Origin of the sequence: Ramlibacter sp. (assembly GCF_035627355.1) — a bacterium.
Classification (GTDB): domain Bacteria; phylum Pseudomonadota; class Gammaproteobacteria; order Burkholderiales; family Burkholderiaceae_C; genus Ramlibacter.
Genome location: NZ_DASPLW010000011.1, coordinates 58,537 through 84,740, shown reverse-complemented (window position 1 = coordinate 84,740; position 26,204 = coordinate 58,537). Strand labels below are relative to the sequence as shown.

The 26,204-nt window shown below is 67.4% G+C and carries 25 protein-coding genes; 12 read left to right on the top strand and 13 right to left on the bottom strand.

Annotated elements, in window-relative coordinates; all coding sequences use genetic code 11:
- Nucleotides 1–50: 50 nt before the first annotated feature.
- Complete coding sequence (locus VEC03_RS04765; protein WP_324913071.1) at nucleotides 51–662, bottom strand: DedA family protein; 612 nt, start codon at nucleotides 660–662, stop codon at nucleotides 51–53.
- Nucleotides 663–878: 216 nt separating this feature from the next.
- On the opposite strand from VEC03_RS04765, the gene VEC03_RS04760 reads away from it, so the two are divergent.
- Entirely contained in the window at nucleotides 879–1,082 is a 204-nt protein-coding gene (locus VEC03_RS04760) for a hypothetical protein (protein ID WP_324913070.1), read from the top strand.
- A gap of 117 nt (nucleotides 1,083–1,199) precedes the next feature.
- Entirely contained in the window at nucleotides 1,200–1,880 is a 681-nt protein-coding gene (locus VEC03_RS04755) for an SRPBCC family protein (protein WP_324913069.1), read from the top strand.
- A gap of 28 nt (nucleotides 1,881–1,908) precedes the next feature.
- Here VEC03_RS04755 and VEC03_RS04750 read toward each other — a convergent pair whose 3' ends face one another.
- Complete coding sequence (locus VEC03_RS04750; RefSeq protein WP_324913068.1) at nucleotides 1,909–2,583, bottom strand: papain-like cysteine protease family protein; 675 nt, start codon at nucleotides 2,581–2,583, stop codon at nucleotides 1,909–1,911.
- 209 nt (nucleotides 2,584–2,792) lie between these two features.
- Nucleotides 2,793–3,173 (bottom strand): carboxymuconolactone decarboxylase family protein, encoded by a 381-nt coding sequence (locus tag VEC03_RS04745; RefSeq protein ID WP_324913132.1) that lies wholly within the window; start codon nucleotides 3,171–3,173, stop codon nucleotides 2,793–2,795.
- A 200-nt stretch (nucleotides 3,174–3,373) separates the two neighbouring features.
- Here VEC03_RS04745 and VEC03_RS04740 point away from each other — a divergent pair, with 200 nt between their 5' ends.
- Both VEC03_RS04740 and VEC03_RS04735 read left to right on the top strand, forming a co-directional pair.
- Nucleotides 3,374–3,739, top strand: coding sequence for a hypothetical protein (locus VEC03_RS04740; RefSeq protein ID WP_324913066.1), 366 nt, complete (start codon nucleotides 3,374–3,376; stop codon nucleotides 3,737–3,739).
- Nucleotides 3,740–3,865: 126 nt separating this feature from the next.
- Complete coding sequence (locus tag VEC03_RS04735) at nucleotides 3,866–4,573, top strand: (2Fe-2S)-binding protein (protein WP_324913064.1); 708 nt, start codon at nucleotides 3,866–3,868, stop codon at nucleotides 4,571–4,573.
- A gap of 54 nt (nucleotides 4,574–4,627) precedes the next feature.
- Here the strand turns inward: VEC03_RS04735 and VEC03_RS04730 are convergent, their stop codons facing one another.
- On the bottom strand, nucleotides 4,628–5,815 hold the full coding sequence (locus tag VEC03_RS04730) for an acyl-CoA dehydrogenase (protein WP_324913063.1): 1,188 nt from the start codon (nucleotides 5,813–5,815) through the stop codon (nucleotides 4,628–4,630).
- 114 nt (nucleotides 5,816–5,929) lie between these two features.
- Between VEC03_RS04730 and VEC03_RS04725 the strand changes: the two genes are divergently transcribed.
- A complete protein-coding gene (locus VEC03_RS04725; RefSeq protein ID WP_324913062.1) occupies nucleotides 5,930–6,844 on the top strand; it encodes a LysR substrate-binding domain-containing protein in 915 nt (304 codons plus the stop codon).
- Here the strand turns inward: VEC03_RS04725 and VEC03_RS04720 are convergent.
- The 5 genes from VEC03_RS04720 to dusA all read right to left on the bottom strand — a co-directional run bounded on the left by VEC03_RS04720 (nucleotide 6,831) and on the right by dusA (nucleotide 12,727).
- Nucleotides 6,831–7,229 (bottom strand): RidA family protein, encoded by a 399-nt coding sequence (locus tag VEC03_RS04720; RefSeq protein WP_324913060.1) that lies wholly within the window; start codon nucleotides 7,227–7,229, stop codon nucleotides 6,831–6,833. The genes VEC03_RS04725 and VEC03_RS04720 overlap by 14 nt on opposite strands.
- Nucleotides 7,226–8,386 (bottom strand): acyl-CoA dehydrogenase family protein, encoded by a 1,161-nt coding sequence (locus VEC03_RS04715; RefSeq protein WP_324913059.1) that lies wholly within the window; start codon nucleotides 8,384–8,386, stop codon nucleotides 7,226–7,228. Before VEC03_RS04715 ends, VEC03_RS04720 begins: the two co-directional genes overlap by 4 nt.
- 2 nt (nucleotides 8,387–8,388) lie before the next feature.
- Nucleotides 8,389–9,252 carry an enoyl-CoA hydratase family protein gene (locus VEC03_RS04710; protein WP_324913058.1) on the bottom strand — a complete coding sequence of 288 codons (864 nt, stop codon included), beginning with the start codon at nucleotides 9,250–9,252 and terminating at the stop codon, nucleotides 8,389–8,391.
- Between the two features lie 22 nt (nucleotides 9,253–9,274).
- Nucleotides 9,275–11,632 (bottom strand): bifunctional salicylyl-CoA 5-hydroxylase/oxidoreductase, encoded by a 2,358-nt coding sequence (locus tag VEC03_RS04705; RefSeq protein ID WP_324913056.1) that lies wholly within the window; start codon nucleotides 11,630–11,632, stop codon nucleotides 9,275–9,277.
- A gap of 90 nt (nucleotides 11,633–11,722) precedes the next feature.
- On the bottom strand, nucleotides 11,723–12,727 hold the full coding sequence (gene dusA / locus VEC03_RS04700) for a tRNA dihydrouridine(20/20a) synthase DusA (protein ID WP_324913054.1): 1,005 nt from the start codon (nucleotides 12,725–12,727) through the stop codon (nucleotides 11,723–11,725).
- A gap of 107 nt (nucleotides 12,728–12,834) precedes the next feature.
- Here dusA and VEC03_RS04695 point away from each other — a divergent pair, with 107 nt between their 5' ends.
- The 6 genes from VEC03_RS04695 (at nucleotide 12,835) to VEC03_RS04670 (ending at nucleotide 17,077) form a co-directional block, all read left to right on the top strand.
- The gene (locus VEC03_RS04695) at nucleotides 12,835–13,890 is read left to right on the top strand and encodes a site-specific integrase (protein ID WP_324913131.1); all 1,056 of its coding nucleotides are present in this window, start codon (nucleotides 12,835–12,837) and stop codon (nucleotides 13,888–13,890) included.
- Nucleotides 13,891–13,977: 87 nt separating this feature from the next.
- Entirely contained in the window at nucleotides 13,978–14,793 is an 816-nt protein-coding gene (locus VEC03_RS04690) for a hypothetical protein (protein ID WP_324913053.1), read from the top strand.
- Nucleotides 14,794–14,898: 105 nt separating this feature from the next.
- Nucleotides 14,899–15,234: a helix-turn-helix domain-containing protein gene (locus VEC03_RS04685; RefSeq protein WP_324913052.1), complete on the top strand. Its 336-nt coding sequence runs from the start codon at nucleotides 14,899–14,901 to the stop codon at nucleotides 15,232–15,234.
- 26 nt (nucleotides 15,235–15,260) lie between these two features.
- Nucleotides 15,261–15,656, top strand: coding sequence for a hypothetical protein (locus VEC03_RS04680; RefSeq protein ID WP_324913051.1), 396 nt, complete (start codon nucleotides 15,261–15,263; stop codon nucleotides 15,654–15,656).
- Nucleotides 15,646–16,191, top strand: coding sequence for a hypothetical protein (locus VEC03_RS04675; protein WP_324913049.1), 546 nt, complete (start codon nucleotides 15,646–15,648; stop codon nucleotides 16,189–16,191). Before VEC03_RS04680 ends, VEC03_RS04675 begins: the two co-directional genes overlap by 11 nt.
- Nucleotides 16,192–16,885: 694 nt before the next feature.
- Nucleotides 16,886–17,077, top strand: coding sequence for a hypothetical protein (locus VEC03_RS04670; RefSeq protein ID WP_324913048.1), 192 nt, complete (start codon nucleotides 16,886–16,888; stop codon nucleotides 17,075–17,077).
- Nucleotides 17,078–17,157: 80 nt separating this feature from the next.
- Here the strand turns inward: VEC03_RS04670 and VEC03_RS04665 are convergent, their stop codons facing one another.
- Nucleotides 17,158–17,817 carry a hypothetical protein gene (locus VEC03_RS04665; RefSeq protein WP_324913046.1) on the bottom strand — a complete coding sequence of 220 codons (660 nt, stop codon included), beginning with the start codon at nucleotides 17,815–17,817 and terminating at the stop codon, nucleotides 17,158–17,160.
- A gap of 485 nt (nucleotides 17,818–18,302) precedes the next feature.
- Here VEC03_RS04665 and VEC03_RS04660 point away from each other — a divergent pair, with 485 nt between their 5' ends.
- Entirely contained in the window at nucleotides 18,303–19,151 is an 849-nt protein-coding gene (locus tag VEC03_RS04660; protein ID WP_324913045.1) for a KilA-N domain-containing protein, read from the top strand.
- 109 nt (nucleotides 19,152–19,260) lie between these two features.
- On the opposite strand, the gene VEC03_RS04655 is transcribed toward VEC03_RS04660, so the two are convergent.
- From VEC03_RS04655 to VEC03_RS04645, 3 genes are all read right to left on the bottom strand, one after another.
- On the bottom strand, nucleotides 19,261–20,241 hold the full coding sequence (locus VEC03_RS04655; protein WP_324913044.1) for a Ku protein: 981 nt from the start codon (nucleotides 20,239–20,241) through the stop codon (nucleotides 19,261–19,263).
- Between the two features lie 293 nt (nucleotides 20,242–20,534).
- Complete coding sequence (locus tag VEC03_RS04650) at nucleotides 20,535–21,035, bottom strand: thermonuclease family protein (RefSeq protein ID WP_324913042.1); 501 nt, start codon at nucleotides 21,033–21,035, stop codon at nucleotides 20,535–20,537.
- 159 nt (nucleotides 21,036–21,194) lie between these two features.
- Nucleotides 21,195–26,105, bottom strand: coding sequence for a DEAD/DEAH box helicase (locus tag VEC03_RS04645; RefSeq protein WP_324913041.1), 4,911 nt, complete (start codon nucleotides 26,103–26,105; stop codon nucleotides 21,195–21,197).
- Nucleotides 26,106–26,204 lie beyond the last annotated feature (99 nt).

Here is a 26,204-nt window from a genome sequence, read left to right as displayed (position 1 = left end):
CAGCGGATGCTGCCTGCTCTGCCCCCGGTTCCTGTTGCGCTTTATCAAGCTCATCCGTTGCGACGGCGACTGCGCCAGCGCACAGTCAGCCAGGCGGCCGCCGCGAGCAGCACCACGCCGGGCAGCAGCACGGCCCGCCAGCGCTGCACCAGGTCGAGGATCTGCTCCCAGTTCCCGCCCACCCGGCGCACGGCCCAGACCAGCAGCGGCAGTTCCACCAGCGCGGCGGCACCGTCGAACAGGAAGAAGTGCCGGTAGCGGATCTGCAGGGAGCCGGCGGCGAACAGCAGCGCGCTGCGCAGGCCCGGCATGAACCGGACGGCAAAGATGCAGGCCGGGCCCCAGCGCTGGACGGCGTGCTGCATCGCATCGACCCGCCGCTGCGGCAACGCCCGGGCCGTCAGCCGGTGCCGCAGCAACTGCGGCCCGAAGCGCCGTCCCCAGTGGAAGATCAACCCGTCGGCGCACAGCACGCCGCACCAGGCGACCGCCACCAGCGGCACCGGCTCCATCACGTGCCGCAAGGTGAGCGCGGCGGCGGCGACCAGCAGCAGGTCCTCGTTGACCGGGAGCCCAACCCCGCTGCCGACCAGCACGGCGAACAGCAGCAGGTAGGCCGGTGCGCCCTGCAGGGACTGCAGCAGGGCCATCAGGGAGTCCATGTCAGGCATCAGATCGGCCGCGTCAGGCCGGCCGCATGCGAGGGCCGTGCCGGGGCTGCGACGATTGTGCGGGGCTGCGGCGCCGCGGCGGGACCGGCTCGCGGTCCCGGCAGCCCGTTACGTTTGCATGGGCTTGTTTCAGGCGCGCACTTGATCGACTGCGGCGTTCACGGGAAGCTGAGCCTTCACACCAGACCGAGCCGGGGAGGAACGGTGATGAAGACCAAGCACAGGGCCGTGGAGCTGCCGCCCAAGCCGCCGAAGGGCGGGGCCAGCGGCCTCGTGAGCCGCCTGATCGACAAGCTGCGGCCGGCACCGGCCCGGCTGGCCCCGCCTGGCCAGCGCAGCGGCGAGGGCACGGATAGCCTGGGGCCCTACCTTCGGCAAGCGCGCGAGACGCGGCCGGCGCCGCTGGAGTGAGGCACCGCGACGGTCCTTTTTCACTCTGTTGCCCACGGCGCGCGGGCAACTTGCGAGCATGGACGGCAGGTACCCAGCGTGTATCTGCCCACCCAATCCAGACCTGAAGGACCCTCCATGCGAGCCACCTTGCCGACCCTAGCCGCGCTGACTGCCGGCGGATTGCTGCTGTCCAACCGGATGCGACACCGCCATGACCCCGAGCTCTTCTACGACGGCCATGCCGACGGTCACCTGCACGGGCAACACCACACGGGCACCCTGCTCGCCGCCGCCGCGGCGGTCGCGCTGGGCGGCATGCTGCTGTCGAACCGCAGGCGTGCGGGCCGGCACGGCTATTCGCTGTCCACCGTGGAAGAGTCGATCGACCTCGACGTTCCCGTGCGCACCGCCTACAACCAGTGGACCCAGTTCGAGGAGTTCCCCCGCTTCATGGCGAGCGTGCAGGAAGTGCGTCAGATCGACGACACCCACCTGCACTGGAAGGCCGTGGTGGCCGGCAAGACCAAGGAATGGGACGCCGAGATCACCGAGCAGATCCCGGACGAACGCATCGCCTGGCGCAGCACCAGCGGACCGATGAACTCGGGCGTGGTCACCTTCCACCGGCTCGGCGAGAACCGGACCCGCGTGATGATGCAGATGGACTACCGCCCCGAATCGCTGGCCGAGAAGGTCGGCGATGCCGTCGGCGGCGTGAAGGTCACGGCCAAGGGCAACCTGCAGCGCTTCAAGGAACTGGTGGAATCGCGCGGCGCCGAAACGGGCGGCTGGCGCGGCACGGTCGGCCAGCACTGACGCCGACGACGGGCGCCCTGCCCCGCGGTTAGCGCAAGGTCGTCGACGAGCCGGCGGCTGCCACTTCGGTGCCGCTGGCCGCCAGCACGCGGGTCAGGTGGACGATGTCGGTGGCCAGCTTCAGGCTGCGCAGCACCTCCGGCCGCGCTGGATCCAGCACCGTGGCATCGAGCAGCTTCACCTCGCCGGGCTGGCCGATGGGGCGCTCGTAGACAAGCTGCACCAGCACGACCGCATGCCGCGGCAGCACCAGGACCGCCGGACGCTCGTCGTCCAGGTCCTGCAGGAGCTCGGGAGCGGCCAGCCCCATGGTTGCGGGCCCGAGCGGCAGGGCATCAGCCGACACCGAAACGGAGCGGCCCGCGCGATCGCGCCAGGTGCGGTTGAGCAGCCGGGCGATGTCCTCGCCTTCCGCGGGCAGGTCGGTGGCGGTGCCGAAGTGCTGGCGCACGATCTGTTCCTGCGGCACGTCCACCCCCCAGGTCCGCAGCACCATGCTGATGCTGGCCGCCCAGCACCATCGGCTGGCGCGCTGGGTCTGCGACATGGCGGCCGCCGTTTCGGCGGGAAGGCCGGTGACGCACCGTTCCACGCCCGCCTGCGCGGTGGGTTCGCAGGTGGTTTCCGCCGAAGCGAAGCCGGCCCAGCCCAGCCATCCGGCGAGCATCACCGCTGCAACTACCACCGACTGCCTGGCCTTCATCCTGCTTCTCCCGGACTTCGTTGTCCTGGAGAGCAGTCTGCGAACCGGCTCGGCGATTCACGGTAGCCAAGCGCCTAGGGCGCGACAGGATGTTCCGGGGGGCTCGCCGGAGAATCCGTAGCGGCCTTAGGCAATCGGCGCGAGGGCGTCGGGCGCAGCCCTAAGGGTGCGGCCAAAGGTGTTATCGGGACATGGCCGGACCGCCCGGCTCAGGTCTTGCCGACCACTTCGGCGGCCGTGCGGAAGCCGTCCACCGCCGTCGGCGCGCCGCAATAGACCCCCGCGTGCAGGATGATCTCCTGCAGCTCGGCCGGCGTGACGCCGTTGTTCAGGGCGCCGCGCACATGGATCCTGAACTCGTGCATCTGCCCGCGGGCCAGCAGCAGCGAGAGGGTCACGATGCTGCGCGTGCGCAGGTCGAGCCCGGGCCGCTGCCAGGTGTTGCCCCAGGCATTGCGGGTGACGAACTCCTGCAGGGGCGCGGTGAAGTCGGTCGCCTTGTCCAGCGATCCCTGCACGTACTCGTCGCCGAGCACCTTGCGGCGGGTGGCCAGGCCGGCCTGGAACTGGGGGTCTTGGGGGAGGTTCATGGTCATGGCGGTCATGCGTGAAGTGATCGACGGTCCGAGTGTCCCAGAGTCCGACGGTGCCCTGCCGCACGCATTGCTGCTCCCGGATGCCACAGCCGTACACAGCTAAAACACGCGCACACACACGGCGGCCGCGGCTCGAACCTCTAATTGGCTGAGCGGGAGTCCGCGCACGTCGCGCGGTCCGCAGGGAGGTCCCGATGAACAAGCCCCGATTGGCCCCGGCCCGTCTCGCGCTCCTGGGCGCCGCGCTGCTCGCGATGGGCGGCTGCGCCTCGCCGCCACCGGTGGACTGGAACCGCACGTCGCTTCACGACCGCCACCAGTACATGCCCACGCTCGGCTGGGACGAGCGCCACCCGCTGGCGGTGGTGACCGCCGGCCCGAACGGCATGCTGGTCGGTACCGGCAATGCCGCACCCCCTGCCGTGGCGCTGGTCATGCAGGACGGCCAGGCGCGGCTGGTGTCGCAGGAGACCTTCGCCCGCATGCGCGACAGCGGACAGCCGACCGGCGCCATGGGCGGCAGCCCCTCGCCTGCGCCGGCCACGCCTGCGACGCGCTGATCGGGTCGAACGGACGCCCGGGGCGGGCCCGTTGCGGTCCGCCCGCCGGCGCCTCCCGGACGAGCCATTCCCGGCGGCGATCGGATGTACGCTGCGGCTCCGCACGTCGCCCGCAAGGAGTCCCGCATGGACCGTCGCAGCTTCATCGAATCCTGTGCCGCCCGGCTGGGTTGCGCCACGGCAGCGGCGGCGCTGCCGCAGGCCTGGGCCGCCGACGCGCGGCCCAAGGCGTATTCGAGGGCGCTGCTGGTCGACGAACAACGCCGGCCCTTCAAGGCTTCCAGCCTCCGGCCGCTGACCAACTACGTCTTCCACTACCCGTACGAGGCGACGCCCGCCTTCCTGCTGGACCTGGGCAAGGCGGCTCCCCCGGCGACCCTCGCCACGAAGGAGCACGACAGCTACGCATGGCCCGGCGGGGTCGGCCCCAGGCGCAGCATCGTGGCGTTCTGCGCCATCTGCGCGCACCGGCTGGTCTATCCGACCCGACAGGTGAGCTTCATCAGCTTCCGCCGCACGCGCGCGGCCAAGGGCGTGCGCGACGAACTGATCCACTGCTGCTCGGAGAACAGCCAGTACGACCCCGCGCAGGGTGCGCGCGTGCTGTCGGGGCCGGCCGAGCAGCCGCTGTGCGCCGTCCTGCTCGAGCACGATCCGAAGGCCGACACCCTCACTGCCTTCGCCACCCTGGGCGGGGAGCTGTTCGGCGAGTTCTTCCGCAAGTACGAAATGAAGCTCAGCCTGGAAGTCGGGGCTCGGGCGGTGAACCCGGTCGGCGAACAGGCAGTGGTGCGCGAACTGGAGCGGTTCTGCCGCAACACGATCCAGTGCTGATCGCCAAGCGCCCGGCAGCAGACTTCATGCTTGACCGTGCCCCACCACCGCGGATCAGAACGCCGCGATGCCCGTCTGCGCGCGACCGAGGATCAGCGCGTGGATGTCGTGGGTGCCCTCGTAGGTGTTGACCACCTCCAGGTTCACCAGGTGGCGGGCGACGCCGAACTCGTCGCTGATGCCGTTGCCGCCCATCATGTCCCGCGCCAGGCGCGCGATGTCCAGCGCCTTGCCGCAGGAGTTGCGCTTCATGATCGAGGTGATCTCCACCGAGGCGGTGCCCTCGTCCTTCATGCGGCCCAGGCGCAGGCAGCCCTGCAGGCCCAGCGTGATCTCGGTCTGCATGTCGGCCAGCTTCTTCTGGATCAGCTGGTTCGCGGCAAGCGGCTTGCCGAACTGCTTGCGGTCCAGCACGTACTGGCGGGCCCGGTGCCAGCAGTCCTCGGCGGCGCCGAGCGCGCCCCAGGCGATGCCGTAGCGGGCCGAGTTCAGGCAGGTGAACGGGCCCTTGAGGCCGCGCACCTCGGGGAAGGCGTTCTCCTCGGGGCAGAACACCTCGTCCATCACGATCTCGCCGGTGACCGAGGCGCGCAGGCCGACCTTGCCGTGGATCTTGGGCGCCGACAGGCCCTTCCAGCCCTTCTCCAGCACGAAGCCGCGGATGGCGCCCTCATCGTCCTTGGCCCAGACCACGAACACGTCCGCAAACGGCGAATTGGAAATCCACATCTTGCTGCCGGTGAGCCGATAGCCGCCATCGACCTTGCGGGCGCGGGTGATCATGCTGGCCGGGTCGGAGCCGTGGTTCGGCTCGGTCAGGCCGAAGCAGCCGATCCACTCGCCGGTGGCCAGCTTGGGCAGGTACTTCTGCTTCGTGGCCTCGTTGCCGAATTCGAAGATGGGCACCATCACCAGCGAGGACTGCACGCTCATCATCGAGCGGTAGCCGGAGTCCACCCGCTCGACCTCGCGCGCGATCAGGCCGTAGCAGACGTAGTTGAGGCCGGCGCCGCCGTACTGCTCGGGGATGGTCGGGCCCAGCAGGCCCAGTTCGCCCATCTCGCGGAAGATGCCGGGGTCGCTGGATTCGCTGCGGAACGCCTCCAGCACGCGCGGCGCCAGCTTGTCCTGGCAATAGCTGTGGGCGGCATCGCGCACGGCGCGCTCGTCGTCGGTGAGCTGCTGGTCCAGCAGCAGTGGATCGGCCCAGTTGAAGGCGGCCTTGGCTTTGGCTTGGCTCATTTCAGATGTGCAGGAAAGTCTTGGGACACGGCAACTCTAGTCGCCAGTGGTTCCCACGGCAAATGAGGGTTTTGCACGCAGTTCTGCAAGAATTGCAGAACTGGAGGAACTCCCATGCGACGCAAGCTGCCCGGCACCGCCATGCTCGCCGCCTTCGAGGCGGCCGCACGCCACCAGAGCTTCACGGCCGCGGCCGCCGAACTGGCGCTGACGCAGAGCGCGGTCGGCCGGCAGGTCGCGGCCCTGCAGGACCTGCTGGGCGTGCCGCTGTTCCGCCGCACCCGCCACGGCATCGCGCTCACCGACGCCGGGATCGCCTACTACCGGCACGTGGCCCGCGCGCTCGACGACATGGAGCGCGAGGTGCTGGACCTGCAGGGGCGGCGCGGCCGCGGCGGCAGCGTCGAACTCGGCGTGGTCCCCACCTTCGGGACGCAGTGGCTGGTGCCGCGCCTGCCCGGGCTGCGCGAGCGCAACCCGGACCTGACGGTCCACCTGGCCAGCCGGGCCCGGCCCTTCCTGTTCCAGGACTCGGGGCTGGACGCCGCGATCTACGCGGGCACCGGCCCCTGGCCCGGCACCCAGGCCACCTTCCTGATGCCCGAGCGCGTGGTGCCGGTCTGCAGCCCGGCACTGATCGCGCCGGCACGCAAGGTCACGCCTCGCAAGCTCGCCCAATTGCCGCTCCTGCAGCAGGCCACGCGCCCGTACGCCTGGCGCGAGTGGTTCGCCTCGGCCGGCGTCACCGACGCCAACGCACTGGCCGGGCCGCGCTACGAGCTGTTCTCCTTCTCCCTGCAGGCGGCGGTGGCCGGCCTCGGTGTCGCGCTGATGCCGGACTACCTGATGGCGGCCGAGCTGGACGCCGGGCGCCTGGTCGTTCCGGTGCAGCACGCCCTGGCGAACCTCGGCTACTACCTGGTCACGCCCGCCGACCGCGTCGAGAGCCCGGCCGTGGCCGAGCTGCGGCAGTGGCTGCTCGACGAGTGCGCCGGCGCGCGCGAGGGGGGCGTCCTCAGTCGGGGATGACCGCCGTTACCTCGATCTCGACCTTGGCGCGGTCCTCGATCAGGGCCTTGACCTCGATGGCCGTCATGGCGATGTCGTAGTGCCCGATGCAGTCGCGGAAGGCCTGGCCGACCTCGCGGCCGGCAGCGAGGTACTCGCGCTTGTCGGTCACGTACCAGGTCATGCGGACGATGTGCTGGGGCTTGGCGCCCGCTTCCTTCAGCACGTCGGCGATGTTCTGCAGCGCCTGGCGGGCCTGGGCGCCGAAGTCGTCGCTGTGGAACCGCTGGTCGGCGTCCCAGCCGATCATGCCGGCGATGTACAGCTGGCGCCCGGTGGCGATCACCGCGTTCGCATAGCCCTTGGGACGCGGCCAGCCGGCCGGCAACACCACCTGGTGGCTCATTTCCGATCTCCCTTCAACAGTTGGCGGGCGATGATGAGCTGCTGCACTTCGCTCGCCCCCTCGTAGATGCGCAAGGCGCGGATGTCGCGGTACAGCGTCTCGACCGGCTGCCCGCTGACCACGCCCAGGCCGCCGAACAGCTGCACGGCGGCGTCGATCACCTGCTGCGCGCCTTCGGTGGCGGTCAGCTTGGCCATGGCCGCTTCGCGCGTGACGTTCCGGCCCTGGTCGCGCTGCCAGGCGGCGCGATAGACCAGCAGCGCCGAGCCGTCGATGGTGGTCGCCATCTGCGCCAGCTTGGCCTGGGTGAGCTGGAAGTCGGCCAGTACCTGGTTGAACATCTTCCGGCTGGTGGCGCGCTGCAGCGCCTCGTCCATAGCCCGGCGGGCGAAGCCGAGCGCGGCGGCCGCGACCGAGGTGCGGAACACGTCCAGCGTGCGCATCGCCACCTTGAAGCCTTCGCCGGCCTCGCCGATGCGCTGCGACAGCGGTACGCGGCAATCGGTGAAGCGCAGGCGCGCCAGCGGGTGAGGCGCGATCACCTCGATGCGTTCGGCGATCTCGAAACCCGGCGTGCCAGCGTCCACGATGAAGGCCGAGATGCCGCGGGCGCCCGGCGCCTCGCCGGTGCGCGCGAACACCACGTAGAAGTCGGCGATGCCGCCGTTGGAGATCCAGGTCTTCTCGCCATTGAGCACGGCGTGGTCGCCGTCCACGTGGGCGCTGCACTGCATGGCGGCGACGTCCGAACCGGCGTCGGGCTCCGACAGCGCGAAGGCGGCGATCGCCTCGCCGGCCGCCACTCGCGGCAGGTAGCGCTGTTTCTGGTCGGCCGTGCCCTGGAGGCTGATGGCGCCCGAACCCAGCCCCTGCATGGCGAAGGCGAAGTCGGCCAGCCCGCTGTGCCGGGCCAGCGTCTCGCGGATCAGGCAGATGGCGCGGGTGTCGATGGCCGGCGCGGCGCCGAAGCCGCCGCCGACCGCGTGGCGCAGCCAGCCGGCGGTGCCCAGCGCCTTCACCAGCGAGCGGCACTCGGCATCGACGTCGGGCCCGTGCGCGTGCGCGATGTTCTGCGTGGCCCAGTCGTCCAGGGCCAGCGCCAGCTCCTTGTGGCGCGGCTCGAGGAAGGGCCAGTCGAGGTAGTCGCGGTCGGCCACCTTCAGTTCCCTTCGAACACCGGCTTCTGCCTGGCCACGAAGGCGTGGTAGGCCCGCTTGAAGTCCTCGGTCATCATGCAGATGGCCTGCGCCTGGGCTTCCGCCTCGATCGCCTGTTCCAGCGTCATGGCCCATTCCTGGTGCAGCATGGTCTTGGTGATGCCGTTGGCGAAGGTGGGGCCGTCGGCCAGGTCGGCGGCCAGCTTCTGCGCCTCGGGCAACACGGCCTCCGGGTCGCAAAGGCGGTTGAAGAAGCCCCAGCGCTCGCCCTCCTCGCCCGACATCGAGCGGCCGGTGTAGAGCAGCTCGCTGGCGCGGCCCTGGCCGATGATGCGCGGCAGGATGGCGCAGGCGCCCATGTCGCAGCCGGCCAGGCCGACCCGGTTGAACAGGAAAGCGGTCTTGCTGCGCGCGGTGCCCAGGCGCAGGTCGGACGCCATCGCCACGATGGCGCCGGCGCCGGCGCAGACGCCGTCCACCGCCGCCACGATGGGCTGGGGGCAGGCCCGCATGGTCTTGACCAGGTCGCCGGTCATGCGGGTGAACATCAGCAGCTCGGGCGCCTCCAGCCGCACCAGCGGGCCGATGATCTCGTGCACGTCGCCGCCCGAGCAGAAGTTGCCGCCGGCGCCCACCACCACCACCGCCTTGACGTCCGTGGCGTAGCGAAGCTGGCCGAACAGGTCGCGCAGTTCCGCGTAGGAATCGAAGGTGAGCGGGTTCTTGCGGTCGGGCCGGTTGAGCGTGATGGTGGCCACCTTGCCCTGCACCGACCAGCCGAAGTGCCTGGCCTGGTAGCCGGCCAGCGCCTTCTGGTTGCCGGCGACGAGCGCCGGGTCGACGCGGTCCTGCGTGTCGTTCGTCATGGTGTCTCCTGTGAATCGGGGGTCAGACGCCTTGCGCCTGGTTGGCCTGCTCCAGCGGCGACAGGCCGGCGGCCTGCGCGGCCATCGCCTTCTCGCGCTCGAGGTTGCGCTCCAGCTGCGCCTTGCCGGACAGGTACTGCACCGGCCACTTCACGTCGCCGTAGCCGAGCTTGGCGGCCTCCAGCAGCGTCCAGGCCGGATTGGCCAGGTGCGGACGCGCGATGGCGCACAGGTCGGCGCGGCCGGCAGCGATGATGCTGTTGACCTGGTCGGCGTCGGTGATGGCGCCCACCGCCATGGTGGCGATGCCGGCTTCGTTGCGGATGCGGTCGGCGAACGGCGTCTGGTACATGCGGCCGTACACCGGCTTCTGCTTCTTGCTCACCTGCCCCGACGAGCAGTCGATCAGGTCGCAACCGGCCGCCTTGAACGCCCTGGCGATCTCGACCGCGTCGTCGGGCGTGATGCCGCCTTCCACCCAGTCGTGCGCCGAGATGCGCACCGACATCGGCAGGTGCTCGGGCCAGACGGCGCGCATGGCGCGGAACACCTCCAGCGGATAGCGCAGCCGGTTCTCCAGCGGGCCGCCGTAGTCGTCGGTGCGCTGGTTGGTGAGTGGCGAGATGAAGCTGGACAGCAGGTAACCGTGGGCGCAGTGCAACTCCAGCCAGTCGAAGCCGGCGCCGGCGGCAAGGCGTGCGGCTCGCACGAAGTCGTCGCGTACCCGGTCCATGTCGGCGCGCGTCATGGCGCGCGACCAGTCGCTCACGCCGTCGATGTACTGCTCGGGAGACGCCGACAGCAGCGGCCAGTTGCCCGCTTCCAGCGGCTGGTCCTCGCCTTCCCAGGGCACGCGGGTCGAGCCCTTCGGGCCGGCGTGCCCCAGCTGCATCGCGATCTTCGCGTCGGAGAAGCCATGGACGAAGTCGACGATGCGCTTCCAGCCCGCCTGCTGCTGCTCGTTCCACAGGCCCGGGCAGCCGGGGGTGATGCGCGCATCCGGCGAGGTGCAGGTCATCTCCGCCACCACCATGCCGGCACCGCCCATGGCGCGCGCGCCCAGGTGGACCAGGTGGTAGTCGGCCGGCTGCCCGTCCTGGCACAGGTACTGCGCCATGGGCGAGACCACCACGCGGTTCTTCAGCTCCGTGCCACGCAGGCGGAACGGCGTGAACATCGGCGGCACCGGCGATTGCGCGGGGGCGCGCTGGATGCCGCAGGCGCGGGCGATCCAGTCCTCGTAGCCTTCCACGTAGCCCTTGTCGCGCAGGCGCAGGTTCTCATGGCTGATGCGCTGGCTGCGGGTCAGCAGCGAATAGGCGAACTGCGGCGCCGGCAGGTTCACGTAGCGGGCCACGTTCTCGAACCACTCGGTGGAGTTGCGCGCCGCGTTCTGGATCTTCAGGACTTCCACGCTGCGCACCGCTTCGTAGTCGGACAGGGCGCGGTTCAGGTCGCCGCCCGCCTTGCCGATGCAGCGCGCCAGCTCGATCGCATCCTCCAGCGCCAGCTTGGTGCCCGAGCCGATGGAGAAATGCGCGGTGTGCGCGGCATCGCCCATCAGCACGACGGGCTGGCGGCCGTTGTGGTGCACCCAGGTCTTGCATACCACGCGCGGGAAGCGGATCCACTGCGCCGAGCCGCGCAGGTGGGCCGCGTTGGACATCAGCTTGTGGCCGTCGAGGTACTTCGCGAACAGCCGCTCGCAGAAGGCGATGGACTCCTCCTTCTCCATCCGGTCGATGCCGGCCTTCTCCCAGACGTCCTGCGGCGTCTCCACGATGAAGGTGGAGGTGTCGCCGTCGAACTGGTAGGCGTGGGCCTGGAACCAGCCGTGCTCGGTCTCCTCGAAGGCGAAGGTGAAGGCCTCGAACAGCTTGTGCGTGCCCAGCCAGACGAAGCGGCACTGGCGCACGTCGATGTCGGGCTGGTAGGTCGCCTGGTATTTCGTGCGGATGCGGCTGTTCAGACCGTCGCTGGCGATGATGAGGTCGGCGTCGGGGTACTGCTCCTCGCCCTGCACGTCCTGCTCGAACACCAGCTTCACGCCCAGTTCCTCGCAGCGCTTCTGCAGGATGTTGAGCAGGCGCTTGCGGCCGATGCCGCAGAAGCCGTGGCCGCCCGAGCGGATCCGCTCGCCACGGATGTTGACCTCGATGTCGTCCCAGTGGTTGAAGGCGCCCAGGATCTCGCCGGCGGTCTGCGGGTCGGCCGCCTGCAGGTTGCCCAGCGTCTGGTCGGAGAACACCACGCCCCAGCCGAAGGTGTCGTAGGGCTTGTTGCGCTCGACGACGGTGATGTCGTGGCGCGGGTCCTGCTTCTTCATCAGGAGGGCGAAGTACAGCCCCGCTGGGCCGCCGCCGATGCAGACGATCTTCATCCGGATACTCCAAGCCTGGATAATTTAAGTTTAAAGCATTTGGGCGCGACCGCAAGCGCGGAATTGCGGGCGGCGACCCGGCGCTGGCCGTCAGGCTGCCAGGGTGGCGGGGCGGTGCGCCAGGTCCATCACCTCGCGCGGATCCAGGTCCTTGATCCGGTGGTCGCTCCACACCTGGCGCCAGCGACGCGCACCCGGCAGGCCGTTGCGCAGCCCCAGCATGTGGCGGGCGATGGCGCTCCAGGGCGTGCCGTGCTCGCGCGCCTGCCGCGCCATGTAGGCGGCCATGGCCGCCTCCACGTCGTCGCGGCTGTGCGCCCGCGGCGGCGCATCGAAGAAGTCCCGTTCCCAGGACGCCAGCCACCAGGGGTTGTGGTAGGCCTCGCGGCCGACCATCACGCCATCGACGTACGCCAGCTGTTCGCGGACCTGCTCGTCCGTCGTGATCCCGCCGTTCACGAGGATCTGCAGCTGCGGGAACTCCTGCTTGAGCCGGTGCACCACCTCGTAGCGCAGCGGCGGCACCTCGCGGTTCTCCTTGGGCGACAGGCCCTTGAGCCAGGCGTTGCGCGCGTGCACGATGAAGACCCGGCAACCCGCCTCGGCCACCGCACCGACGAAGTCGCGAACGAAGCCGTAGTGCTCCTCGCGGTCGATGCCGATGCGGTGCTTCACCGTCACCGGCACGCCCACCGCATCGACCATCGCCTTGACGCAGTCGGCCACCAGCGCCGGCTCGGCCATCAGGCAGGCACCGAAGGCGCCGCGCTGCACCCGCTCGCTCGGGCAGCCGCAGTTGAGGTTGATCTCGTCATAGCCCCACTGCTCGCCCAGCCGCGCGCACTTGGCGAGCTCGGCCGGCTCGCTGCCGCCCAGCTGCAGGGCCACCGGGTGCTCCTCCCCGTTGAAGTCCAGGTGCCGCGGCACGTCGCCGTGCAGCAGCGCGCCGGTGGTCACCATCTCCGTGTAGAGCAAGGCGTGGGGGCTCAGCAGCCGGTGGAAATACCGGCAGTGGCGGTCCGTCCAGTCCATCATCGGAGCGACAGATATTCGCCTCGACCTATCTAGTTGATTTTCAACGGTTTTTTCGGTCACTCGCTGGTGCTTTCAGGCCCCGTTTGCGCATCGGGGTGCACACGGGGTGCACACGGCTGGGGCTGGGGTACATAATGGGTGCACGACCGGACACACACGGGGTGCACATGCCGACGGTTTTCCAGATCCCCAGCGGCAAGTGGTGTGTGCAGGTACGCAAGGGCGGACTCTACCGCGGCAAAACCTTCGCCACCAAGCGGGAGGCGCGCGCTTGGGGGCAGGAAGCCGAGGCTCAGGCCCACCATCTTGCCGCCAGCGGAGTGATGCCGGTGCCCAAGGGTGCCACCGTCGGCGACCTCATCGACAAGTACCGCGAAAACCTGCGCCGCAGCCTGGGCAAGACCAAGGATGTCACCTTGACCATGCTCTCGCGCGAGCTGGGGCGGGTCAAGCTGGCCAGCCTGAACGCCGGCGTGTTGCGCGATTTCATCGACCGGCGCCTCAAGGCCGGCGCCGGCGGCGTCACCATCGCCGCCGACCTGTCGTTCCTGTCGTCGGTGCTCAAGTGGGGCCGGCATGCCCGCCAGCTGGACATCCCCGAGCGGCTCGCGCTGGAGGCGCGCGCCAGCCTCAAATACCGGGGCCTGAGCACCCGCTCCAGGCAACGCGCCCGGGAGCCCTCGGACGAGGAACTGCGCCGCCTGTACGAGCACTGGCACGCCCGGCCGCGCCAGCGCATCGACATGGTCACGCTGTGCCGCTTCGCGCTGGCCACTGGGATGCGCCAGGATGAGATCTGTTCGCTCCAGGTGGAAGACCTCGACCGCGAGCGCAAGACCGTGGTCATCCGCGACCGCAAGGACCCGAACAACAAGCACGGCAACGACCAGGTGGTGCCTCTGCTGGCCGACGCCTGGGCCATCGTGGAGCCGCTGGTGGCCGAGCGCACCGAGGGCAGCATTTTCGGCGTGCGCGCCGCCTCGGTGTCCACCGCGTTCACCCGCGCCTGCGCGGCGTTGGACCCGCCGATTGCCGACCTGCGCTTTCACGACCTGCGGCATCGCGCTACCGCAGAGTTTTTCCGCATGGGGCTGGACATCCCGCGCGTGGCCCTGCTCACCGGGCACCGCACCTGGTCGATGTTGCGCCGCTACACCGATATCAAGCCGGCCGACGTGCACGCCGCGCTGGTGCGCAGCGGCGATGCGAAAGCAGCAGCTTAACGCGGGCTGCGTGCGGGTGGCAGTGGCCGACCGGCTGTTGCCAAGGGCGAGCGCTGCTGCCGACGGATGGCAATTGGTGAGGTACGGATGAACACGAAAAGGAAACTTCAATGGCTGGAAGCGCAACTGGCAGCGCTTCCCGCGCCGGAGCCGCCCCCCGCGGACTGGGAGCCTGAAGAGGAACTGGCCGCCAGCGCGGAGGAGCCCTGGGAAGATCGCCAGAACGACCCCGACAACTGGCTCGTCATCCCGGAGTTCGGCGTGCTGCCCCAGGCCGTCAACTTCGAGGGTTTTGCCAGCCCCATCGTCGGCCCGGACGATTCACAGGCCGGCTGGCGCGGCTCGATCCGCAGGACGGTGCACGCGGTGCGCGATGAGGCCAGGCGCCGGTTCGCGTCGCTGCAAGCGCTGCATGACGCCGGCGAGCGCGTGCTGATGGCATCCGATCTGGCCGGCCGCGCGGACCAGTGGATCGCCGATGGGGCATTCGCGTTCCACTACAGCACCTTCTTCTGGCATCTGCAACAGGCGCACAGGAAGCACCGGCTCGGACAAGCCGAGCCGTGCATCGACCAGCTCGCCCGCGCGCTGGGGATGGTCGCCTTCATTCACGCCGGCGACCAAGCGCGGCTCGCCAACTTCTTTCGGCTGCGCAGCAAGAGGAAGTCGAAGTCGGCAGATTTGCGCCACGCGCAGGACCCCAAGCATCACGCCAAGGGCAAGGTCAAGAAGCGCTGGGAGGAGTGGCAGCTGAACCCGACCAAGTACAGCAGCGCGGAGCAGTTCGCACGGGACATGCTCGACGAGTTCACTGTGTTGCAGAGCAGCCAGGTCATCACCCGCTGGTGCCGCGTGTGGAAGGGCAAGGCGAATGGCCAGCAGCCACGGCGCTCTGCCGGCTGATTACCCGTACTCTGCGGCGCAGAGTACGTAGCCTGCGCTGCATGGCGCTAGTCCGTACACCTGAAGTAGTCCAGAGTGGTCTTGTCGATGTACCCGACAAGACCCATGACCACCGAAATTGCTGATCCCCTCGTTGCCCAGCCGGACGCCGACGGCAGGCCGCAGGCCGGTGTGCCGGCACTTTCCGACTTGGTGCAGCAGGTCAAAGCGGCACAGGCCGCCAGCGCGCTGGCGCAGCTGCTGGACTGCCTGACCGAGCCGGACCTGTGCGCCCTGTTCGACATCAAGCCCGGCACCGCCGTCGCTTGGCGCAAGCGTGGCCGCGCCCCGCCCTACGCCGTTGTGGGCAACCGCGTGCTGTACCCGCGCGCGCAGCTGGCGAAGTTCATCGAGCGCCAGCTGCGCGAGCACCCCGAAGTTGCGGCCGGGAGCCTGTTGTAATGGCACGGCCCTCCCACAAGGCCCTGGTGACGGCCCGCGCCGACGCCGCGCTCCAGGGCATCGCCGCCGAGCCGTCGCACAACGAGCACGGCCGCCCCACCATCATTCTGTCCCGCGGGGCATGGACCCGCGAGGTGCCCATCGAAAAGCTGCGCGAGGCTCTTGACGAGCTCGGGGCCGAGACCCGCAACGATCTCGACCAACCCACCAGCCAGCGTGCCGAGGCCTGCTTCGGCCGGCTGCGCACGCAGCTGGCGGCGACGGGCGTGGCGCTGTGGCGCACCGACGCGGAGGACGGCACCGTGCAGTTCATCTCCGAGCGCGAAGGCCACCTGCTCCGGCACCGCAGTCTCGAAGCCGTGCAGCAGCACTACGGCATCGGCGGCGGTGGCCGCTTGGCGCAGGCTCAAGATGGCTCTTGACGCGCGCCTGCGCCGCAGGATCGGCGAGTCGCGCCGGGATGGCGACCGCTTCGTCCTCGTGCCCCATGTGGTCATGGACAGCGCCGCCTTCCAGGACCTGGGCTACCCGGCGCGCAGCCTCCTGCTGGAGATCGCGCGCCAGTACAGCGGCCACAACAACGGCCAGCTGATGATCAGCAGGAAACGGCTGGGCGACCGCGGCTGGAACAGCGTGGATGTCATCGCGCGCGCCAAACAGCAACTGCTCGATGGCGGGTTCATCTTCGAGACCGTCAAGGGCCAGCGCCCGAATCGCGCAAGCTGGTACGCCCTCACCTGGCTCAAGCTGGACCACCACCCCCACTACGACGCCGGTGTTGAACTCCTGTTCCGGCGCGGCGCTTACGCGAAAACGCCGCGGCTGATGGAAAACGCAAAGCCTTGTCCGGCTCCCGGACACATGGACCGCGCCATTGCACCGGATGGCGGACAGCAGGGCCGGGCTATTGGTCCGGCAACCGGTGCAGTCGAGACCCTGGGCGAGGCCGCGCCTTGACCGGCTGACGGACACCATCTAGAGCATGCCATCTGCGGTCAGCTGTGACCGTGTATGTCTTCCCCGACGACTCGGCGGCCAAGTACCTCAAGCAGCCCCAACCTCAACCCCAACCAACAAAGGAGACTCAAGCGCCGCTGGCCGAAGGCGCTGGAATCGTGCTTCCCATGGGCCACCCCTCTGGGTCGGCCAGCGCCGGCTGCTCGCTGTCCGCATCCAATGCGGAAATTTTGCGGACGCTTTGCGGATGCCAGGCGGGCGCCTGCTGGTCGAGAAGCAGCTGGGTCGCCCGCCGTTCGCGCAAGAGCACTCGGCCAAGTTCTTTGTCAGTGCGCACTCTGGTGCGCAGCTGCGCACCGTTGCGCACCCAGGTCTCCTCGGTGCCCTCCCGACGTCCAAGTCCGGTTCACGGCCTCGCGGGGCTTTGATCGACCGGGAGTGGTAACGCGCCGCGCGTTACCTCACCGTTAGCTCTGGCGTTAGCTGGGCGTGACCACCGAGTGGGGCTTACGCGCCGCAGGCGTAACAGCTGCGTGGCGCTTGCTGGTCCGGCCCTAGCCCGGTGTAGGCGGCGAAACCCAGTTGGTTTCCGCCGAAAACCCAGTGGGTTTCTTCGCCCGCTCGGGCAGCTCGCCGGTTTGCGGGTCGTTGCGCGAGGCTTGTCCGCAATCGCCTGGCGCGCGCCGAGCGTTCGTTGGTCGAGCAGATGCACGCGCTGGAGCGCCGCGAGGTGCCTTCCCGGGTCAAGGGCCAGATCGGCAGCCGCCTGATGAACGAGCGCCGCCGCGAGAAGCCCGCCTTGCCGACGAGCGCGGGCGGGCCGGCCCAGATGGTGGCGGTTCCGAACTCCGGCGCCAAGCGCGCCGGTGCTGCTGGAGCTCGATGACAAGGCGCTGGCCGGCGGCTACGAGTGCCTGATGGTGCCGGTCGCCGTGCGCGAACGGATGAGTGTTTCACATGAAGCACTCATCCGCAGCGGCTTCTCGGGGTCACGGCGCAGCACCTCGAACACGGCGGCGTCGCAACCGACTGCCGACCCGCCGGCCAGCCAGACGCCGACGACTTGTAGATGGCGAGGTGGGCCTCAGCCCCCTCGACCTGCCCGGGGGCCATGGCACGGTACAGGCCCACCTCGGCCGGTAAGTCGCCCACGAATATCGTGCTCTTGGGCGCGTTGGACAAGAGCTGCTCCAGCAGGGCCTTTCGCTCGATCAGCGGCAACGCCGTCACGCTCTTGCCGTCGTGCACCAGCAGGTCGCAAGCGCGGTAGACGGCCCGTGGGCCGCCCGGGAAGTAGTGGTTTCTATGCGCAGAGGGCTGGACCAAGTCGAAGTTGCTGGTGTCGTCCGGGGGCATCACGCCAACTTCCCCGTCGATGACATGCGGGCCGCCCGGCAGCATGGCCAGGGCGTCGGTCACCTGGGGGAACAGGACGCTGCAATCAACACCAAGCTTGGTCTTGAGGTCCACCCGCAGGGCGGCGATGGTGGCCCTCTCCATGCGCGTTCTGGGGCGCGCGCCGTTGTCGGCTTCGATGAAGGCGAAGCAGCCGTGGCTGTCGCTCTCGAATTGGACGATCCATCTGCGGCTGGTGAAGGGCTGGTGCAGCTTGCCCAGCGCGCGCATGGGGGGCGGGATCTTGACCACAGCCACATTTCACCGCATGCCGATGTGCGAGAAGCCGTCCACGCCTCATCAGCCTGGAGGTTTGGCCGCGGTGGCGGTGCTGGCCGCCTGCGGCGGAAGGGCAGTCGTGAGCCGGCCGGACCAGGTGACGAAGTTCGGCCGCAAGAGGGCTACCCAGTTCGCCGGCGAGGTTCCGGAAGGCGAACTGAGCAGTTAATGACTGATCGGTCAGAAATAAAGACCGCAGCTCGCGGTTTTTGCGGATGACTACTGGATGCAAACTCAGCCATAATCCTAAAGCCCCAAAGAAAACCGGCATCACCTCTCGATGTGCCGGTATTGGTTTGGGCCTTCGTTCCGCCGCGCCGCATCCGCCAAGATATCAAGCGCGACGGTTTTCTGAACCGCGTCGGTGATTATATGTGCTGCATTGCAGCAATGCAACTGCGGGTAATCCCGACGCAAGGCACTTGAAAGGGTTATCCGTGCCTTCGCATCAATTCTCACTCTCTCTCATTGACCACAAGGTGGCCGAAAGCCTGATTCAGCAGCGCGCGGAAGACGGGTACATCAACGCCACCCAGCTGTGCAACGCAGCGGGCAAGCGCTGGTACAACTTCCACCGACTGGAGACCACGGGCAAGTTCCTGCGGGCGCTAGAGGCCAAAACTCAGATCCGAGTTTTGGACCTCGTGCAGGAGGTGCGCGCTGGAACGCCCGACGGCGTGCCGAGCACCTGGGTCCACCCGAAGGTCGCCCTGCACCTGGCGCAGTGGTTGTCCGCGGACTTCGCCGTACAGGTGACGGAGTGGGTTCACGACTGGATGACGGGGAAACTCACCCCGAGCAAGCTGCCGTACCACATCGAGCGGCACATGCTGAACTATCACAAGATCCCCACCGGCTATTTCTCGGTGCTGCAGGAGATGACGAACCGGCTCGTCGCGCCGATGGAAGCGCAAGGTTACCGCCTACCCGAATCAATGATGCCCGACATCGCGCATGGCCGCATGCTGTGCAAGTTCCTCCGTGAGCGCCGTGGCGTGGACACGGACGCGCTGCCTGTGTACTTGCACACCTTTCCCGACGGCCGTGAGGTCGAGGCCAACCTGTACCCGGTGCAGTTCCTAGGGGACTTCTTGCAGTTGCTCTCGACCGAGTGGTTTCCTACAAAAGCGGTCGAATACTTCAAGCAGCGCGACCCACAGGCTCTCGCCGCGCTGGACAAGATGCTGATGCTCGAAAACTCGGCGCCAGTGAAGAAGCGCACGCCGCGAGGTCAGTTTCTGCCGCGCGCCCGCAGCGCAGGCCGACCGGCGTTGCCGCCGAACTGACTCGCTTCATCGAAGCCCGCTTCGGCGGGCTCTTCTTACGCCCTGCGGGCTGAACCTGCACCCACAGCGGCCGACCGAGAGTACCCCGCGCGCTTCGGCATGGCCAGCTCTACCCGGACTTCCGCTTCGCTCCCGGCTTCGTGGACGAGCGGGACTGGCCTCCCGAATTAAGTGCCGCAGCAGCACGTTCTCGCTCGTCGTTGGCGGCCTTCCGGCTGGTGGGGCCGGTTCGCCCTTTGACAGCCTTCTTTCCCGGCCCAGCTGCCGCGCCGGCCGCTGCATCGGCACCTTTCAAGCTGCGGCGCAAGAGCTCCGTCAGGTCCACGACCTCGGCGCTGGAGGGCAGCACCTCTGCCCCCATGATTTCCGCGACCTGCTTGACCTCGCCGGCGCTGCGCTTGGCCTCGATCAGCGCCTGCACCTTCGCCGCGAACTCGTCGTGGAATCGCTCGGGATGCCAGTCGTCGGCGAGGTCGAGCACCAGCTGCTCGCCCATCTTCAACTCGCGCTCGGACAGCCCCTCCTGCTTGGCGTCGCCGGGCAGCGGCAGGCCGGCCTGGTCGCGGATTTCCTCGTGCCAGCGCAGCAGGTTGACGACCAAGCCGTCGCCGTGCGGAACCACCAGGGCCAAGTGCTGCTTGCTGGTGACGACCACGCGGCCCACGCCGACTCGGCCGGTACGGCGCAGCACCTCCCGCAGCAGCGCGTACACCTTGCCCGCTTTGCCGGTCGGCGAGGTCAGGTAGGGCTTGTTGAAGTAGACCGTCGGCACCTCCGCCAGCTTGACGAAGGCCTCGATTTCGATGGTCTGGGTCGTCTTGGGCAGCGCCTCCCGAATCTCATCCTTGGTGAGCGTGACGAACTGCCCCTTGTCCACCTCGACGCCCTTGACCACGTCGGCCTGGGCGACGGCCTGGCCAGTGCTCTTGTCCACCTTCTGGTAGCCAACGGGTGCGCCCGTGTCGGCGTCGAGCATCCGCATCTTCGGGCGAATCTCAACGGTTGCCGAGTGCAGCGCAATGGGGATGAACACCAGCCCGAAGCTGATGCTGCCCTTCCACAAGGCTCGGCTGGGTGCAGGGGCGGCCATGTCGCACCTTATCGAGCCGAGCACCGAGGCTGCTGTAGGCCTCCGCTTTCTCCTTGTGTGCGGCACCGACTGCGAGATGTTTCACATGGAGCACAACAGCACGCACAGGGGCCCCGCCAACACAGCGCGGCGTGGCTGGCGACCAGGATAATCCGGCAGTGGTGCACGCACCCTCCCCGTGACGAGAACGTATAGGCGCGGGGAGCGTAGGCGAGGATGTCGTCGCACCCCGACCCTCCGCCACCGGGCGCCACCCGGCAGCACCCCTGGCCGCAGACACGCAGCTCGCCTGGTCACCGCCGTGACCGGGCACCGCGGCGCCGGAACTCCCATGGCGGCGTGGGGCTGGGCAGGGCCCACAAGCCCCTCAATGCGCCCTTAGCGGCGCTTTCGGCAGCGGCGTAGGCCTCGCGGTCCAGCGGCGACTGCTCGCGCGCGTAGCGCCGGTAATGCCAAGCCAGGCCGACCTCGACCTGGCGCAGGTTCACGTCGGTGCCGCCGACCGTGACTTTGCCGACGATCCGGCCATAGCGGTCGAACTTCCCGCCTTGCACGTCGGCCTGCCGCAGGTACGTCATGGCCGACAGGTTCTGCTTGGCCCGCTGGCCGAACGCCTGGCGCTTTTCAGGCGCGTCGATCCCGGCCAGGCGAACCCGGTGTTGTCGGTACTGGGCGTCCAGCACCGTGAGGGTGTCCCCGTCGGCGACGCCCACGACCAAGCCGCTGATGGTGGCGTCGGCGGCAGCCGCGGCGGTGGCCGTAGCAGCAACGAGGAAGCAGGCGACGAGCACCACGCGGGCCCGCATAGCTACCCGGCTACACCAAGAAGGGCTGGGGGCCAGGGTGCCCTGGGCGACTGCACCAGCAGCCACACCGACTTCGCCAGCCGCTGCACCGCCTCGGTCGCCTGCTCCTGCTTGTCCGCCTGGCACTCGGAATGCTCAAGTATTGGCCTAAGCGGCAGCCGCCAGCAGGTCGAGGCGCTCGCCAGCCGAGCCCGGGGACTCCGCGATGTCCAGCGCCGGCAGGGCGCGCACCAACTTCATCGTCTCCAAGCTCACGGTGATGACGCGCTGGAACAGCTCCAGCGGGTAGCGCGGGTTGCCCATCGTCTCAACCGCCCAGTCGTTCGCGTCGTTGACGATGCCGCTGTCCTTGTCGGTCTTCACGCGCTGGCGCTCCACCACCCAGTCCAGCGCCGGCTTGCCGTTCACCACGTACTCATAAGCTTCCAGCGGGATGCCGCGCAGCGTGATCTTGGCGTTGTAGTGCAGCGTGCTCAGGTCCTTTTCCTTGCCGCTCTTGCCGTACTTCATCTGCTCGACGCGGTAATCCGCATCGGTCAGCTTCTTGCCGCCCGTGTCGATGGTGATGGGATGGGGCGACACGGTTTCATAGTTCAGGTGCAGATCGGCCAGCTTGCGGCCGGCCTGGCTGAAAGCCCAGAAGCTCGCAGCCCCCCTGACGCAGGGGATTCGCGGCAGCTCCTTGGCCAGGTTTTCGGCGAAGCGCTCCCGGTACTCGGGCGAGTGCAGCAGGCCGTAGACGTAGTAAAAGATGTCTTCCTTGCCGATGACCTCGCCGGGGTACGCGCTCTGAAAGTGGGCCAAACCTTCTGCGGTGATTGCGTCGCGGCCCTTGCGCGGTGCTGCCGTCTGCTCGAAAAACAGCTCCCCCGTATTTCCTTGAACCCCGGCTCCTTCGTCATAGATATAGAAGGGGAAGCACTGCGTGCCACCGTCCGATTGCACATCGATCACGTTTTGGACCATCAATGCAAACTGTCCATGGCCTGACCATCGCTGCTTGACAACGATCATCAAGTTTTCTTCTTCTCCTGTCGGGAAGGCTTTGGTCATTTGATAGCGGTTCTCGTTGAAGAACCCGTCGTAGTACATCCACCGTCGCTCGAATGGCCTGTACACGGCTTTTATGACTTTCTTTTCCGAAAAGACACCGCGCTTCCCTTTTTCAAAGCGTTCCCGAAGAACCCACGACCATCCGATCTTTGAAGAATCATTCAGATCCCCCAAGACTTCACCTGACACCGCCTCGTTGTAGAAGTCGATCATTGACCGCATGGAGCGGATAAGTGTCGCGCGCGATGCGTTGTAAACCCAGCTATCGCGGTTAGTCTTAACCCCATTGGAAAATGCAGAGAAAATTGCAGGCACCTGTTTGTCTTTATCGCCCATGGGCATGAATAGCTCAAAACCAGCCTTGCGCTGCGCTATCCAGTCACCATGTTCGTCTGGCACGATGGTGCGCCACTCACCTGTGGCGGCAATGCCCGCCACACTGGCGTATGCGCCGACCCTCTCCAGCTTCTGCTCCCGACTCAGGTAGTCACCAATGTCGTAGAAGTAAATCTGACCATGCTGCGCTGCCTTCGGGTCCTTCACAAGTATGGAGATTGCGATAGGGGCGCGACTGCCCAGCCCGAAGACGTTGCCAGCCTCTTTGCGCCGCAGCTCACCCGAGGTGCGCGCGTTCCCTCGCAGGTGGAACACATAGATGCTGCTGAACTCGTCGGCCAAGCACTTGCGCAGTCCATCGGCTGCTTTTCCGTCGATGTACCCGGCATTTGTGACGAACCCAATCACCCCTGCATCACCGATACGATCCGATGCCCAACGAAGGGCTCGGATGTAGCTGTCATACAAGCTGCGTGGATTTCCGGTAGAGCGTGCAACATATGTGCTTTGCAGTCGCGCGTCTAGCTGCGGATATCTGATATTCGCCGCGTTATCGTTGTCGTCCTTCTGGCCCACGGAATAAGGTGGATTTCCCACAATCACCCGAATATTCAGCTTCTTCTGCCGCTTGCGACGGGCGCTGTTATCCACCAGGAGGGCGTCAATCAAGTCTTCCTTCTCGTACATCTGGAAGGTGTCTGCCAAGCAGATGCCCTCGAAGGGCTGGTACTGGCCACCGACCATGCCGTGGTAGGCAGCCTCGATGTTGATGGCCGCGATGTAGTAGGCCAGCAGCACGATTTCGTTGGCGTGGATCTCGTGCTTGTATTTGTGCGCCAGCTCGGCGGGAGCGATTAGCCCGCTTTGCAGCAGCCGGGTGATGAAGGTGCCGGTTCCGGTGAAGGGGTCGATGATGTGCACGCCCTGGCTGCCCAGGGTCTGCCCGAACTCGGCGCGCAGGATGTGGTCGATGCTGTGGATGATGAAGTCCACGACCTCCACGGGCGTGTACACGATGCCCAGCCGCTCGGTCATCTTGGGGAAGGCGTTGCGGAAGAACTTGTCGTACAGCTCCACAACGATCTTCTGCTTACCGCTGGCGCTGTCGATGCCTTCGGCGCGCATCTTCACGCTGTCGTAGAAGCGTTGCAGCGTGTCAGCCTCCTTGTCCAGCCGGTGCTCGTGCAGCGCGTCCAGCACGCTCTGCATGGCCTTGGACATGGGGTTGTGCTGCGCGAAGCTGTAGTCGGCAAACAGCGCATCGAACACCGGCTTGGTGATGAGGTGCTGCGCCAGCATCTCGATCACTTCGCCGTTGTCGATGCTGGGGTTCAGGTCGTCGCGCAGCTCGCCGGCAAAACTGTTGAACGCCTGGCGCTCCGCCTTGTTGGCGGGGTTCTCGACAATGGCAGTGATGCGGTCGATGTGGGTGCGGGCGATCTTGGCGATGTCGTTGGCCCAGTCCTCCCAGTGGTGCCGATTGCCCACCTTCTGCACCAGCTTGGCGTAGATGGCCTTTTCGATCTCGCCGATCTCAAAGGGCAGGTGGGCTTGGTCGCCTGCCGGGGGCTTTGGCGCTGCCCCGCCAATGACGAACGAGCCCTTGCCGGCCTGCCCATTGTTCGCGCCAGTGCCCTTGCTGGTGGGCCTCTTCGCCAGCTTGTCGGTGATGGCGATGACTTCCATCTTGCTGGTGTCCTTGCCGATCAGGTCGAGCTTGTTGACCATCGCGTCGAAGCGGTCGTCGTGCGAGCGCAGGGCCTGCAAGACCTGCCACACCACGGCATAGGTCTTGTTGTCGTTCAGAGCCTCGTGCGGCTCAAGGCCGGCGGGAATCACCACCGGCAGGATGACGTAGCCGCGCTTCTTGCCCGGCGCATTGCGCATCACGCGGCCCACGGACTGCACCACGTCCACCTGGGAATTCCTAGGGGTCAGGAAGATGACGGCATCCAGCGCGGGCACGTCCACGCCCTCGGACAGGCAGCGCACGTTGCTGAGCACGCGGCAGGTGTTGTCGGGCGTGGGGGCTTTCAGCCAATTCAGCTTCGCTTCCTTTTGGCTGGCGTTCATGCCGCCGTCCACATGCTCGGCCTCGCAGGTGAGCGTGGCCAGCTGCTCGTCGGCATCAGCGGATTCCTGGTACGCATCCACCACGGCCTGGAACATGCCCGCAATGTTCTTGGAGCTGACCTTGTGGGTCTTGGCGCCCTTCTGCACCTCGATCACCTGGCAGAACGCGACGGCCCGCTTCATGGGGTCGTGGTCCTTGGCCCCCTCCAGCTCCTGTTTCGATAAAGCTTTCCAGCAGCCGACGATCTTGGCCGCGTCGTCCACCCGCAGCTGGTTGTTGTCGTCCTTGAGAATGTTTTGCAGGCGCCGGTTGACGTGGGCCTCTTCCACCGCCAGCACGATGACCTTGTAGTCCACCAGCAGCCCGCGCCGCACCGCCTCCGAGAACGTGATGACGTACAGCTCCTTGCCGAAGACAGCTTCGTCGTCCATCGAAAACAGGGCCACGTTGTCCTTCTCCGCCGTGGCCTTGGCCAGCTCGCCGTAGATGCGCGGCGTGGCAGTCATGTACACCCGCCGCTTGGCCTTGATGGTGTGCTGGCTGTGGACCTTGACGAACGCGGACTCGTCCACGTCGCCGTAGGTGGCCCCGGTGGTGCGGTGGGCCTCGTCGCAGACGATCAGGTCGAACTCAGCCAGGTGGTGCTGCTTTTGCGCCTGCGAGATGACATCAATCGAGTGGTAGGTGGAAAACACCACGCTCATGTGCTTGGCGTCGTGCCGCTTGCCGATTTCGTGGGCCAGCGCCGTGGCGTTGGTGGTGGCTGGGTACTGCAACTCGTGCACCAGCATCTGGTAGTCGTCGTCCTTGTCGCGCTTCTTGCCCACGTCGCTGTCCGAGCACACGGCGAAGCTGTGCATGGGGGTGGCGGCTTCCTGCGTCCACTCGGTCAGCGACTGCGACAGCAGCGCTAGCGACGGCACCAGGAACAGCACCCGCCCGCCCGCTCCGGCCATCTGCTCGGCCAGCCGCAGCGCCGTGAAGGTCTTGCCGGTGCCGCACGCCATAATTAACTTGCCCCGGTCGGCCTGGGCCAAGCCCTCGACCACCTGCGCGATGGCAGCCTTCTGGTAGTCCCGCAGCTCCTTGCGCGCCTTGAGCTGTACGGCGTGCTTCTTGAACGTGCCCGCCCAGTCGATGGCGCTCAGCTCCAGGTCCGCCAGCGTGATCTTCTGGCAGGGGATGTGCTGCCCCTGCATCGCCGCGTCAACGTGCGGGCTGATCTTGTCGGTGGACAGGATCAAGAGGCGCTGCGCGAAGGGCTTCTTGCCCGAAGCGGTGAAAAACGAATCCACCTGCTTCTTGTAGATGGTGCTGTCGGAGTCGTAGAACTTGGCCTGGATCGCGTGGTACTCGTCCGTGCCCCGGGTCTTGGCCACCAAGTCGATGCCAGTGTCCGCGCCGGGGTCGGTGTGCCCGGCCTTGACCCAGTCCGCCCGCCAGTCCTCCCACAGCCACACCTGGCTGTACAGCTCGGCGAACTTGGGTTCATGGGTGAAGTACAGCTTGGCCAGGTTCTCGAAGTAGTTGCCCTTTTCGCGCTCCGTCTTGGCCGTCTGGCGGAAGGATTCGAGGATTTGTTGCAGTGCGGTCATGGGCCCTCAGCCGGAGGATTTTGGTAGCTCGACAAGTCTAGCTGCCAAGGCTCAGCCGCTCGTTCATAGCGACGCCAGTGGTGGGGGGCGGGCTGATCG